Genomic DNA, 12,631 nt, shown 5'->3' on the forward strand with positions numbered 1-12,631 from the left:
CCCCCCCCCCGGGCGGGCGCCGGCCCCCCCCCCCCCCCCCCCCCCCGGGGGGGGGGGGGGGCGGGGCCCCGCCCCCCCCCCCCCCCCGGCCGGTGAGCTGTGGAGTTGTTGCCGTCCGACGGCGCGAGGCTGGGCGCGACAGGACGTTCGCGCCGCCGGACGGAGCAGGGGGCCCGTACGGGCCGGTGGGACGGGTGTGGCTGGGACCGCGGCGGATGCGACGGAACCGTGACGCCTCTTCCCTCAGGTCGAGAAGGGGGTCGCGGGACCTTCACCACCGCACTGGCTCGTATGCCGCCGCGGTCCTCGCCTCGCCCGCGGATCGTCCTGCGGCCACCCCTCATCCGGGCCGCATGGTTTCCGCGGGCTACGCGCACCGCCCTGACCTCCCGTCAGGAGCGGCACGCGAGCCGGGGTCTCAGTCCTCGCGCAGGGCGCGGACCGCCTCCTCCACGCGCTTGCCGTACTCCGGGTCGGCGGCGTGGAAGTGGGCGAGGTTCTTCTCGATGACGTCGTCCAGGGAGACCTGGGCGAGGCCGCCGGCGATGTTCGCCACCAGCCGGGAGCGCTCGTCGGCCGACATCAGCCGGTAGAGCTCGCCCGCCTGGAAGAAGTGGTCGTCCTTGGTGTGCAGCGGGGCCTCGTGGGTCCCGGTGTGGCCGTTCACGGCGAGCGGAGCGGTCGGCGGGCGGCCGGTCTCGACGGGGCCGTCGTAGGAGTTCGGCTCGTAGTTCTTCGCGGCGCGGCCCTGGGCGTTGGACGCCATGAGACCGTCACGGCCGTAGTTGTGCGCGGTCGTGGCCTTCGGCGCGTTCACGGCGAGATGCGTGTGGTTGACGCCCAGGCGGTAGCGGTGCGCGTCCGCGTAGGCGAACAGCCGGCCCTGGAGCATCTTGTCGGGTGAGGGGCCGATGCCCGGAACGAAGTTGTTCGGGGAGAAGGCGGCCTGCTCGACCTCGGCGAAGACGTTGTCGGGGTTGCGGTCCAGGACCAGCCGGCCCACGCGCCGGAGCGGGTAGTCCTTGTGCGGCCACACCTTGGTGAGGTCGAACGGGTTGAAGCGGTAGTCCTCCGCCTCGGCTGCCGGCATGAGCTGCACGTACAGCGTCCAGGACGGGTTCACACCGCGCTCGATGGCCTGGAGCAGGTCCGTCTGGTGGGAGTTCGGGTCCTTGCCCGCGAGCTCCTGCCCCTGCTCGCTGGACAGGCTGCGGACACCCTGGTTCGTCTTGAAGTGGTACTTGACGAAGAAGGCCTCGCCCTCGGCGTTCGTCCACTGGTAGGTGTGCGAGCCGTAGCCGTTCATGTGGCGGTACGAGGCGGGGATGCCGCGGTCACCCATCAGCCACGTCACCTGGTGCGTGGCCTCGGGGGCGTGCGCCCAGAAGTCCCAGACGTTGTCCGGCTCCTGCTTGCCGGTGAACGGGTCGCGCTTCTGGGAGTGGATGAAGTCGGGGAACTTGATGGGGTCCTTGATGAAGAAGACCGGGGTGTTGTTGCCGACGAGGTCGTAGTTGCCCTCCTCGGTGTAGAACTTCAGCGCGAAGCCACGGGGGTCGCGGACCGCGTCGGCGCCGCCGAGGTTGTCGGCGACGGTCGAGAAGCGGAGGAAGACCTCGGTGCGCTTGCCCACCGTGTCCAGGAAGTCGGCGTGCGTGAAGCCGGTGACGTCGTCGGTGACCTCGAAGTAGCCGTAGGCGCCGGAGCCGCGGGCGTGCACCACACGCTCCGGGATGCGCTCGCGGTTGAAGCGGGCGAGCTTCTCCAGGAGGTGCTGGTCCTGGAGGAGGAGCGGGCCACCGACGCCGGCGGTGGCGGAGTTCTGGTTGTCGGCGACTGGGGCGCCGGACTCGGTCGTGAGCACGCGCTTCGACATCGTGGACCTTCCGTACGTGTGGGCAGCGGGGTCAGCGGAAACCTTCTTCCGCTATGTGGACCACTTCCGCTTCGTGGAGCCTAGGTTCGGGGCGAACGAGACGTCAACAGTTTGTTGAAGAGGTTCCGGGCCGCGGTGGCGCCTGGGCGCGACAGGACATGTGTCAGCGCCACCGCGGCCCGGAGGTTCGGGGGACCCGGGCGGAACCGGGCCGGCTCTTCGCCTGGCTCAGATCTGCGAGCCGGAGAGGCGCTCGACCGCGCGCAGCAGCGCGGAGTGGTCCAGGCCACCGTCGCCCTGCGCGCGCAGGCTGGCGACGAGCTGGGCGACCACGGCGCCGACGGGCAGGGCGGCACCGACGTTGCGGGCGGCGTCCGTGACGATGCCCATGTCCTTGTGGTGCAGGTCGATCCGGAAGCCCGGCTTGAAGTCGCGGTTCAGGAAGTTGTCCTTCTTGCGCGCCAGCACGGTGGAGCCCGCGAGCCCGCCGCCGAGGACGTCGAGCGCGGCCTTCAGGTCGACGCCGGACTTCTCCAGGAAGACCACGGCCTCGGCGCACGCCTGGATGTTCACGGCGACGATCAGCTGGTTGGCGGCCTTCACGGTCTGGCCCGAGCCGTGCGGACCGCACAGCACGATGGTCTTGCCGAGCGCCTCGAAGATCGGCTCCGCCGTGTCGAAGTCGCCCTGCTCACCGCCGACCATGATGGACAGGACGGCCTCGATCGCGCCGGCCTCACCGCCGGACACCGGGGCGTCCAGGACGCGCAGGCCCTTGTCCTTCGCCGCCTTCGCGAGGTCCACCGAGGTCTGCGGGGTGATCGAGGACATGTCGATCAGCAGCGCGCCGGACCGCGCGTTCTCCAGGATGCCGTCGGGGCTGTACGCGATGGCCTCGACGTGCGGGGAGGCGGGCACCATCGTGATCACGACGTCGGCGTCCCGGACGGCCTCGGCGATCGATCCCGCGGCGCTGCCGCCCGCGGCGGACAGGCGCTCCAGCTTGTCCTTCTCCAGTGTGAAGCCGGTGACGTCGTACCCGGCCTTGATCAGGTTCTCCGCCATGGGTGAGCCCATGATGCCGAGACCGATCCACGCGACCTTGGGCAGATTCGTGTTGCTCATGAGGGTGCCTCTCTGGAATCTCTGCTACGTCTTCGGGGTGCCGCTCAGCGGGCGGCTCGGGCGGCGGCGGGCAGCCAGTCGAAGGCCTCCGCGCTCGGCCGGTCGCCCGGCTTGTACTCCAGGCCGACGAAGCCCTCGTAGCCGGCCTTGGCCAGCTGGTCGAGGAGCTCCTCCAGCGGGAGCGTGCCGGTGCCCGGGGCGCCGCGGCCGGGGTTGTCGGCGATCTGCACGTGACCGGTCCGGTCGGCGTACGCGGCGATCGCCTGCGGCAGGTCCTCGCCGTTCATGGACAGGTGGTAGAGGTCCATGAGGAACCTGGCGTTGCCGAGGCCGGTCGCCTCGTTGACCTTGTCGACGACGGCGATGCCGGCCGGAGCGTTGACCAGCGGATAGCGCGGCGACTCCGGCTGGTTGAGCGTCTCGATCAGGAGGACGGCGCCGATCCGGTCCGCGGCGCGTGCCGCGAGAACCAGGTTCTCCAGCGCGAGCGCGTCCTGCTCGGCCGGGTCCACGCCCTCGACGCGGTTGCCGTACAGCGCGTTGAGCGCCGTGCAGCCGAGCGAGCGGGCGAAGTCGGCGGCCACGTCGATGTTGGCGCGGAAGCGCTCCGACTCCGCACCGGGGAGCGACAGGGCGCCCCGGTCCGGGCCGGGCAGCTGCCCGGCGTAGAAGTTCAGCCCCGTGAGCTGGACGTCCGCGTCCTCGATCGCCTTCCTGAGGGCGTCGAGCTCGGACTGCTCGGGGGTGGGGGAGTCGACCCAGGGCCACCACAGCTCGACCGCGGTGAAGCCCGCCGCGGCGGCGGCCGCGGGGCGCTCCAGGAGCGGGAGTTCCGTGAAGAGGATCGACAGGTTGACGTTGAAGCGCTGGTCTGCGAATCCCATGGGGGTCGGCGCTCCCTTCCGTACTGGCGGCCGTGTTGTCGGCCGGGCCGGCTGTTTCGCAGCGACTCCGCACTCGCTGATTCCGTATTGCGGAAGTTCGTTTCTGCTTAATGGAAGATTGCCGCCGTGTGTCGGAGCTTGTCAAGGGGGTGCCGCCGGAAAGCCGCCCCCGTCCGGAGGGGACTGCCGGGACGCAGGCGCCGCGCAGTAGGTTGACCCCGTGCGATTGAGAGTGGAGTTCACGACCGAGCCCTTCGATCTCGACGAGGCGCCCCGGCACGCGCTGGTCGCCCGTGAGGTCATCGAGGCGGCCGACCTGGAGGCCGTGGACGTCGGCCCGTTCGGCAACACCGCGGAAGGCGGCGCGGACTCCGTGCTGACCGCGGTCGACGCGCTGCTGCGCAGAACCCTGGAGGCGGGCGCCACCCGGGTCTCCCTCCAGGTCAACGTCGTGGGTGTCGTCGGGGAGGGCGATAAGTGACCGGTATCGGGGACGACCCCTTCGTCACGGCGGTCAAGCCGCTGGTCGACGCGATGGGGGGCGAGATGCTGCCGCCCGAGCAGGCCGGCGCCGACGACGTCGTGCTGTCCTGGGAGGGTGCCGACGTCGTCGCCGTACGCCTGCCCCAGCTCGCCGACTCGCTCGACCACATCCTCGCGGCCCTGGAGCGCAAGCAGGGCAAGCCGCTCGCGGACCTCGACCGCAGGGCCAAGCAGGAGGTCGTCCGCATCCTGGAGGCGCGCGGCGCCTTCTCGGTGCGGCACGGCGTGGAGACCGTGGCCGGTGCGCTCGGCGTCAGCCGCTTCACCGTCTACAACTATCTGAACCGCGAGAAGGGCGCCTGACCAGCGAGAATGCCCTCCGTGGCGGCGGACTTCGGACTGCCGCCGGTCGCCGCCGCCCGGACGTTCCGGGCGGCGGCTTTTGTTACCCGAAGTTTTCAACAAAGTGTTGACGTGGTGTTTCCGAGAGCGTTAGCTATCCGCAGCCCGTCCAGCACAAGGCCACGGAGGCTTCCCGTGACGTCGAGTACGACACCTGGCGGCCTCGCCCGGTTCAACGCACTCGCGGAGCACGCGGCCCTCGCCGCGCTCCACGAGGCATGCGCCTCCCGGGCGTGGGCCGAGCGGCTCCTCGCCGCCCGCCCGTACGCCACCGCCGACGACCTGTACACCGCGAGCGACGCCGCCATGGCCGAGCTGACCGACGCGGACCTGGCCGAGGCGATGGCCGGGCACCCGCCCATCGGGCGGCCGAAGCCCGGCGACCCCACCTCCTCCCGGGAACAGCGCGGCATGGCCGGCGCCTCCGAGGAACTCAAGGAGGAGATGCTCGAACTGAACCTGGCCTACCAGGAGAAGTTCGGCCACGTCTTCCTCATCTGCGCCACCGGCCGGACCGGCGAGCAGATGCGTGACGCGGTCAAGGAGCGGATCGCGAACTCCTCCGAGCAGGAGCGCGGGATCGTCCGCGTCGAACTGGGGAAGATCAACCGCATCCGGCTCGGCAATCTCGTACAGGAAGAAGAGGCATGAGCACCGACACCACCGCCTCCGTGTCCACCCACATCCTGGACACCAGCGTCGGCCGCCCCGCCGAGGGCGTCGCCGTCCAGCTCGCCGCCCGCGCCGGGCGCGAGGACAACTGGCAGGCGCTCGGCGGCTCCGCGACCGACGCGGACGGCCGGTGCAAGGACCTTCCGGCCCTGCCGGAGGGCACGACCCACGTACGGCTCGACTTCGCGGTCGAGGCGTACTTCGAGTCGGATTCAGCGACACAGCAAGCCGATGCGCAGCAGGACGCCCCCGCGAATCGGGACAGCGAGACGTTCTTCCCCGAGGTGGCCATCACCTTCGCCGTCAGGCCGGGCGAGCACTACCACGTACCGCTGCTGCTCAACCCGTTCGGCTACTCCGTTTACCGAGGGAGCTAGCAGACATGCCCACGATTCTGGGACAGAACCAGTACGGCAAGGCCGAGAACCGCGTCGTCAAGATCACCCGTGACGGCGACACGCACCACATCAAGGACCTGAACGTGTCCGTCGCGCTGAGCGGCGACATGCAGGAGGTCCACCTCTCGGGCTCCAACGCGAACGTCCTGCCGACGGACACCACCAAGAACACGGTGTACGCCTTCGCCAAGGAGTACGGCATCGAGTCCGCCGAGCAGTTCGGCATCCACCTGGCCCGGCACTTCGTCACCAGCCAGGAGCCGATCAAGCAGGCGCGCATCCGCATCGAGGAGTACTCCTGGGAGCGGATCGCGACCTCGGACGCCAATTCCCGCTTCATCGGCGCCGACGAGGTCAAGCACTCCTTCGTCCGCCAGGGCCAGGAGACCCGGGTCACCCAGATCACCTACGACGGTGAGAACTGGGAGGTCATCTCGGGCCTGAAGGACCTCGTCGTGATGAACTCGACCAACTCGGAGTTCTGGGGCTACGTCAAGGACAAGTACACGACGCTCCAGGAGGCCTACGACCGCATCCTGGCCACCCAGGTCTCCAGCCGCTGGCGCTTCAACTGGACCGGCGACGACCAGAAGATGCCCAACTGGGAGAAGTCCTACGACCAGGTCAGGAAGCACATGCTCCAGGCCTTCGCGGAGACCTACTCGCTCTCGCTCCAGCAGACCCTGTACCAGATGGGCTCGCGGATCATCAACAACCGCAGCGAGATCGACGAGGTCCGCTTCTCCCTGCCGAACAAGCACCACTTCCTGGTGGACCTGAAGCCGTTCGGCCTCGAGAACGACAACGAGGTCTACTACGCGGCCGACCGACCCTACGGGCTGATCGAGGCCACCATCCTGCGCGACGGCTGCGAGCCGCACATCCCGGTGGACCTCACCAACCTGTAGTACTGCACCGGTGGTCCGCACGGACCGCCCTCGCGGTACTGCCGCTGTACCCCCGACGCGTGCGCCGGCGTCAGGGGCCTGTCGTTCGGTTCGGGTGGCGCCGAGGTGCCCTGCCCCACGTGCCGCCGCATGATCCGAACGACAGGCCCTGGTCCCAGGGGAGAGCGGGGGCATCTGCGCAACAACAGCACCACGGACCCGGTCGTCACCCCGCTCGGCCCCCGGATCCGTCCACCAATGGGAAGAACGAGGAACCGTCGTGGCAGTCCAGCGCATCGTCATCGAGAACTGCGCCATCGCGACCGTGGACGCGGGTGACACCGAGTACGCCTCGGGTCACATCGTCGTCGCCGACAACAGGATCGAGTCGGTGGGTGCCGGAAAGGCCCCCGGGAACCTGGAGAACGTGGTCCGCCGCATCGACGGCACCGGGCATCTGGCCACCCCCGGCCTGGTCAACACCCATCACCACTTCTACCAGTGGATCACCCGCGGTCTCGCCACGGACCACAACCTCTTCAACTGGCTCGTCGCGCTGTACCCGACCTGGGCGCGCATCGACGAGCAGATGGCCTACTCGGCCGCCCAGGGCTCCCTCGCCATGATGGCCCGCGGCGGAGTCACCACGGCCATGGACCACCACTACGTCTTCCCGAAGGGCTCCGGCGACCTGTCCGGCGCCATCATCCGGGCCGCCCGCGAGACAGGCGTCCGCTTCACCCTCGCCCGCGGCTCGATGGACCGCAGCGAGAAGGACGGCGGACTGCCGCCGGACTTCGCCGTCGAGACCCTCGACGGCGCGCTCGCCGCCACCGAGGCGACCGTCGACGAGCACCACGACGCCTCCTTCGACGCCATGACCCAGGTCGCCGTCGCGCCCTGCTCGCCCTTCTCCGTCTCCACCGAACTCATGAGGCAGGGCGCCGAGCTGGCCCGCCGCAAGGGCGTACGGCTCCACACGCACGGCTCGGAGACCGTCGAGGAGGAGCAGTTCTGCAAGGAACTGTTCGGGATGGGCCCGACCGACTACTTCGAGTCGACCGGCTGGCTCGGCGAGGACGTGTGGATGGCGCACTGCGTCCACATGAACGACTCCGACATCGCCGCCTTCGCCCGTACGAAGACGGGCGTCGCCCACTGTCCGTCCTCCAACGCCCGGCTCGCCGCCGGTATCGCGCGGGTCCCCGACATGCTCGCCGCCGGCGTCCCGGTCGGCCTCGGCGTCGACGGCACCGCGTCGAACGAGTCCGGCGAACTCCACACCGAACTGCGCAACGCGCTCCTCATCAACCGTCTCGGCGCCCACCGCGAGGCCGCCCTGAACGCCCGTCAGGCGCTGCGCCTCGGCACCTTCGGAGGCGCCCAGGTCCTCGGCCGCGCGAGCCAGATCGGCTCCCTGGAGGCGGGCAAGCTCGCCGACCTCGTGCTGTGGAACCTGGACACCCTGGCGCACGCGTCGATCGCCGACCCGGTGACGGCGCTCGTCTTCGGCGCGGCGGCGCCGGTCTCCCTCTCGCTCGTCAACGGAAAGCCGGTCGTCGAGGACAGCCGGCTCCTCAACGTCGACGAGGACGCCATCGCCCGCTCCACGCGGGCGGAGGCTCAGCGCCTCGCGCGGATCGCCGCGCAGGCCTGACAACCGAAGATCTCCGGCTGAGGGGGACGGCCCTCGGCCGGTAGCCGTGGACCCGAGCGGGGTCCATGGCGGCCGTATCCGGGGCGTGCATGGACGTGCGCGCCCCGGAACGGTCTCCGCCGCGTGGACACCGCGTCCGCGCGACGGCCATCGTCCCGGTCCCGCACGACCGCGCATCACCTCCCTGACACCCACGTCGACGACGACGTGTACCCGACCGGAGGAGCCGCCGTGGCCGCCCAGCCCGAGCCCAGCACCGATGCACGACCAACTGGAGCAACTGGAGCAACTGGCCAGTCGAAGCATCCGGTTGACGAGAAACTGCCCGCCCTCAAGATGGCGACGAGCGGCCTGCAGCACGTGGCCGCCATGTACGCCGGAGTCGTCGCGCCGCCCCTGATCGTGGGCGCCGCCGTCGGCCTCTCCGCCACCGAACTCACCTTCCTCACCGGCGCCTGCCTGTTCACCGCGGGCCTCGCCACCTTCCTCCAGACGCTCGGCTTCTGGAAGATCGGAGCCCGGCTGCCGTTCGTCAACGGCGTCACGTTCGCCGGCGTCGCCCCGATGACCGCGGTCGTCGCCGCAGCCAAGGACAAGAGCGACGCCCTGCCGATCATCTACGGCGCGGTCATCGTCGCCGGTGTCCTCGGTTTCCTCGCGGCCCCCTTCTTCAGCAAGGCCGTCCGCTTCTTCCCGCCCGTCGTCACCGGCAGCGTCATCACGCTCATCGGCGTCTCCCTGCTGCCGGTCGCCTTCGGCTGGGCGCAGGGCCCGGACCCCGCGGCGCACGACTACGGTTCGCAGACCTACCTCGGCCTCGCGGCGGTGACCCTCGTCATCGTCCTGCTGCTGCGCCGCTTCACCCGCGGGTTCGTCAAACAGATCGCGGTCCTGCTCGGCCTGATCGTGGGCACGCTCGTCGCGATCCCGTTCGGCGTCACGGACTTCGGCCCGGTGGCGGACGCGGACGTCGTCGGCTTCCCGACGCCGTTCCACTTCGGCGCCCCGCAGTTCCATCTCGCCGCGATCCTCTCGCTGTGCGTGGTGATGGTCGTCTCGATGACCGAGTCGACCGCGGACATGCTGGCGCTCGGCGAGATAGTCGAACGGCCCGCCGACGAGAAGACCATCGCGGCCGGTCTGCGCGCCGACACCCTCGGCTCCGCGCTGAGCCCGTTCTTCAACGGCTTCATGTGCAGCGCCTTCGCGCAGAACATCGGCCTGGTCGCGATGACCCGGATCCGCAGCAGGTACGTCGTCGCCACCGGAGGCGGCTTCCTGGTGCTCATGGGGCTGTGCCCGATGGCGGCGTCCCTGATCGCCGTGGTGCCGCGCCCGGTGCTCGGCGGCGCGGGGGTCGTCCTGTTCGGCTCGGTGGCGGCCAGCGGCATCCAGACCCTGGTCAGGGCCGGCCTGGAGAGGGACAACAACGTGCTGATCGTGGCCGTCTCCCTCGCGGTCGGCATCATCCCGATCACCGCGCCCGGGTTCTACCACGCGTTCCCGGAGACCGCGCGGATCGTCCTCGACTCCGGCATCTCGACGGGCTGCGTCGCGGCCGTGGTCCTCAACCTCGTCTTCAACCACCTCGGCAGGGGCCGCGAGGAGGCCGGCGAGGTCACCCACCCCATGGAGGCGGGCGAGGACCTCAAGGCGGTACCGGCCCACTGAGCGAAGGGCGGCGGCACACGGAGGGCGCGGCACGAAAACGTGCCGCGCCCTCCGCCGTTCCCTTGCCGGATCAGCCGATGTGGAAGCTGTCGCCGTAGACCTTCCAGTCCAGCGGCGTGTTCAGGTTCAGGTTCCGGTTGCGTACGAAGACACGCTGCGCGGTGTCGACCCGGCTCGTGTCGGAGTGGGCCTCCTCCTGCTTCATGGCCCACACCCGCGCGTCGAGGAACGCGTTCAGGTACGTCACCTCGTCGCCGCCCTGGGCCGGGGTCCTGGCCTTCGCCAGCGCGCGCTTGCGGATGTTGCTGAAGCTGGTGCTGTCGCCGCCGTCGCCGTGCATGACGATGGCGTCGTAGTACGTGAACTGGCCGAGCACGCCGATGCCGTCGGTCTTGCCCTGCTTCACGGCGGGGTTGAAGTAGACCCGGTCGCGCTCGTCGTTCTGGGCCTGCTGGAACGCGGTGTCCTGGGCGGCCTTGCGCCAGTCGGCCGGGAAGCCGGGGTCCAGTCCCTCGTGGGAGTCGCTGCCGTCGACCTCACGCAGCGCGGGCAGGTACTTGGCCAGTACGTTGCCGGGCTTGCGCTGGGTGTACAGCTCGACGAGGTCGAGCATGTCGTGGGTGCCGGAGCAGAAGCCGATGATCCCGGCGGTGTAGCCGCGGCCGTCGCCGATGTCCTCGATGTACTTGTACTGCGCCTTCCAGTCCAGCGAGGAGTTCTCCGCGCTGGAGACCAGCTTCATGGCGATCTCCTTCTTCGCCGGGTCGTCCAGTCCGACGGGCGCGGCGGTCGCGCTCTGGGTGGTGAGGAGGGGGACTGCCACGAGCGACGCGCCGAGCAGGCCGAGCAGGGCGCGACGCGACGTGCCTATGTGGGGGGTGTTCACGGTGCCTCCGGTAGGGGAGTGATGGTGCCGCGTATTGTTAGGAAGGTTTCCTACCAGAGATTCGGAAGGGCGTACACCCGTTCGGCGAGGGCTAGTTGAACGCCTCGCGCACCTCACGTGTCCCGGATTCCGCTTCCGCGGGGGGAGTCGAGGTGTTCCGGCCGGGGCGCAGCAGGGCGGCGGCCGAGGTCAGCGCGGTGGCCGCGACCACCGCCGCGACGGTGAAGGCCAGCCGGTACCCGTCCGCCGTCGCCGCCACGACGTGTTCACCCGCGCCGGTCAGTTTCTCCGTACGGCTCGCCGCCAGCGTCGTCAGGACGGCCAGTCCGAGCGAACCGCCCACCACCTGGGTGGTGTTGAAGAGGCCCGACGCCAGCCCCGCGTCCTCCGGGCGGGCACCCGACATCGCGAGCCCCGTCACCGCGGGCATCGCGGCCGCGAACCCCGCGGAGAGCAGCAGGAGGGCGGGCAGCACGTCGAGGGCGTAGGACCCGTCGACCGGCGCCCGGCCGAGCAGGGCGAGACCCGCCGTGATCAGGGTCAGTCCGGCGAGCAGGACCCGGTACGGGCCGAAGCGGGCGACCGTGCGCGCCGACAGGGTCAGCATCAGCACGCCGATGGCGACCGGCGCCGGAAGGAACGCCGTGCCGGTCAGCAACTCGCTGTATCCGAGCACCCGTTGCAGATAGAGGGCGCCGATGTACTGGAAGCCGTACATCCCGGCGATCATCAGGATCTGCACCCCGTTGGCGCTCGTCAGGGTCCGGGAGCGGAACAGCCGCAGGCGCAGCAGCGGCCGGGCGGCCCGGGCCTGGCGGAGGGTGAAGCCGGCGAAGAGGGCGAGCGCGACGGCGCCGAGGGCGAGCGTGCCGCCGAGGCCGCGGTCACCGGCGCCCACGATCGTGTACACCGTCAGCATCAGCGCGCCCGTGACGAGGGCCGCGCCGGGGTGGTCGGCGCCGCGGCCGACGCCGCCCTCTCGGCCCGGCCGCTCCGGTCGGTCCGGCGCGAGGATCCGCAGCGCGGCGACCCAGGCCACCACGCCGATCGGCAGGTTGATCAGGAAGATCCAGTGCCAGCCGAGTGCCTGCGTCAGCGCGCCGCCGAGAAACGTTCCGAGCGCTCCGCCCGCCGCGCCGACCGCACTGAACACCGCGATGGCGCGGCCCTGTTCGCGGGGACCGGGGAAGAGCGACACGAGCATGCCGAGGACGACCGCCGAGGTCATCGCGCCGCCGACCCCCTGCAACGCACGGGCGGCGACCAGCACGGCGGGGCCGGTCGCGACCCCGCACAGGACGGACGCCGCGGTGAACACGGCGAGCCCGGCGGTGAACATCCGCCTGCGGCCCACCAGGTCGCCGAGCCGCCCGGCGAGAAGCAGCAGCCCGCCGAACGGGATCAGGTAGGCGTTCACGACCCAGGCCAGTCCGGCGGCCGAGAAACCCAGGTCCTCCTGGATCGCGGGCATGGCGACGGTGACGATGTTCCCGTCCAGGACGGTCATCAGCGTTCCCGCGCAGAGCACCACGAGCGAGGCCCGGCGCGAGTACGTTCGTGGTGTCGGGGGGCTGGTGGGCCCGGTCCGGGACGACATGACGACCTCCGTGTTCTCCACGGACGGTGACCGGCCCGTGGACGCTCTCCCTTGGTGCACGACTTGTAACGGGGTACATCGTGAGTGACCATG

General features: G+C 70.4%; 12 protein-coding genes. 7 read left to right on the forward strand and 5 right to left on the reverse strand.

All coding sequences use genetic code 11. The features are described 5' to 3' along the window. Nucleotides 1-418 precede the first annotated feature (418 nt). From ACIRQH_RS32725 to ACIRQH_RS32735, 3 genes are all read right to left on the reverse strand, one after another. Nucleotides 419-1,876 (reverse strand): catalase, encoded by a 1,458-nt coding sequence (locus ACIRQH_RS32725; RefSeq protein WP_404228335.1) that lies wholly within the window; start codon nt 1,874-1,876, stop codon nt 419-421. Nucleotides 1,877-2,104: 228 nt separating this feature from the next. Next, nucleotides 2,105-3,001: a 2-hydroxy-3-oxopropionate reductase gene (locus ACIRQH_RS32730; RefSeq protein WP_404228338.1), complete on the reverse strand. Its 897-nt coding sequence runs from the start codon at nt 2,999-3,001 to the stop codon at nt 2,105-2,107. Nucleotides 3,002-3,045: 44 nt separating this feature from the next. Beyond that, nucleotides 3,046-3,885, reverse strand: a complete 840-nt coding sequence (locus ACIRQH_RS32735) for a TIM barrel protein (protein WP_404228341.1) — start codon at nt 3,883-3,885, stop codon at nt 3,046-3,048. A 220-nt stretch (nt 3,886-4,105) separates the two neighbouring features. Here ACIRQH_RS32735 and ACIRQH_RS32740 point away from each other — a divergent pair, with 220 nt between their 5' ends. The 7 genes from ACIRQH_RS32740 (at nt 4,106) to ACIRQH_RS32770 (ending at nt 10,055) form a co-directional block, all read left to right on the forward strand. Then, nucleotides 4,106-4,366, forward strand: coding sequence for a hypothetical protein (locus ACIRQH_RS32740; protein ID WP_358820850.1), 261 nt, complete (start codon nt 4,106-4,108; stop codon nt 4,364-4,366). Next, entirely contained in the window at nt 4,363-4,731 is a 369-nt protein-coding gene (locus ACIRQH_RS32745; RefSeq protein ID WP_164370301.1) for a helix-turn-helix domain-containing protein, read from the forward strand. Before ACIRQH_RS32740 ends, ACIRQH_RS32745 begins: the two co-directional genes overlap by 4 nt. A gap of 174 nt (nt 4,732-4,905) precedes the next feature. Beyond that, nucleotides 4,906-5,421 carry a 2-oxo-4-hydroxy-4-carboxy-5-ureidoimidazoline decarboxylase gene (gene uraD, locus ACIRQH_RS32750; RefSeq protein WP_388871312.1) on the forward strand — a complete coding sequence of 172 codons (516 nt, stop codon included), beginning with the start codon at nt 4,906-4,908 and terminating at the stop codon, nt 5,419-5,421. After that, the gene (gene uraH, locus ACIRQH_RS32755; RefSeq protein ID WP_358820848.1) at nt 5,418-5,819 is read left to right on the forward strand and encodes a hydroxyisourate hydrolase; all 402 of its coding nucleotides are present in this window, start codon (nt 5,418-5,420) and stop codon (nt 5,817-5,819) included. The genes uraD and uraH overlap by 4 nt, the downstream gene beginning before the upstream one ends. A 5-nt stretch (nt 5,820-5,824) precedes the next feature. Next, on the forward strand, nt 5,825-6,748 hold the full coding sequence (gene pucL / locus ACIRQH_RS32760; RefSeq protein ID WP_358820847.1) for a factor-independent urate hydroxylase: 924 nt from the start codon (nt 5,825-5,827) through the stop codon (nt 6,746-6,748). Nucleotides 6,749-7,007: 259 nt separating this feature from the next. Beyond that, nucleotides 7,008-8,384 carry an 8-oxoguanine deaminase gene (locus ACIRQH_RS32765; RefSeq protein ID WP_358820846.1) on the forward strand — a complete coding sequence of 459 codons (1,377 nt, stop codon included), beginning with the start codon at nt 7,008-7,010 and terminating at the stop codon, nt 8,382-8,384. A gap of 336 nt (nt 8,385-8,720) precedes the next feature. Further along, the gene (locus ACIRQH_RS32770) at nt 8,721-10,055 is read left to right on the forward strand and encodes a nucleobase:cation symporter-2 family protein (RefSeq protein WP_388871656.1); all 1,335 of its coding nucleotides are present in this window, start codon (nt 8,721-8,723) and stop codon (nt 10,053-10,055) included. A 70-nt stretch (nt 10,056-10,125) separates the two neighbouring features. On the opposite strand, the gene ACIRQH_RS32775 is transcribed toward ACIRQH_RS32770, so the two are convergent. Both ACIRQH_RS32775 and ACIRQH_RS32780 read right to left on the reverse strand, forming a co-directional pair. Next, a complete protein-coding gene (locus ACIRQH_RS32775; RefSeq protein ID WP_388871307.1) occupies nt 10,126-10,941 on the reverse strand; it encodes a chitosanase in 816 nt (271 codons plus the stop codon). A gap of 91 nt (nt 10,942-11,032) precedes the next feature. Then, complete coding sequence (locus ACIRQH_RS32780; protein WP_404228347.1) at nt 11,033-12,538, reverse strand: MFS transporter; 1,506 nt, start codon at nt 12,536-12,538, stop codon at nt 11,033-11,035. Nucleotides 12,539-12,631: the final 93 nt, after the last annotated feature.

This window comes from Streptomyces sp. NPDC102279, assembly GCF_044766365.1.
Lineage (GTDB): Bacteria > Actinomycetota > Actinomycetes > Streptomycetales > Streptomycetaceae > Streptomyces.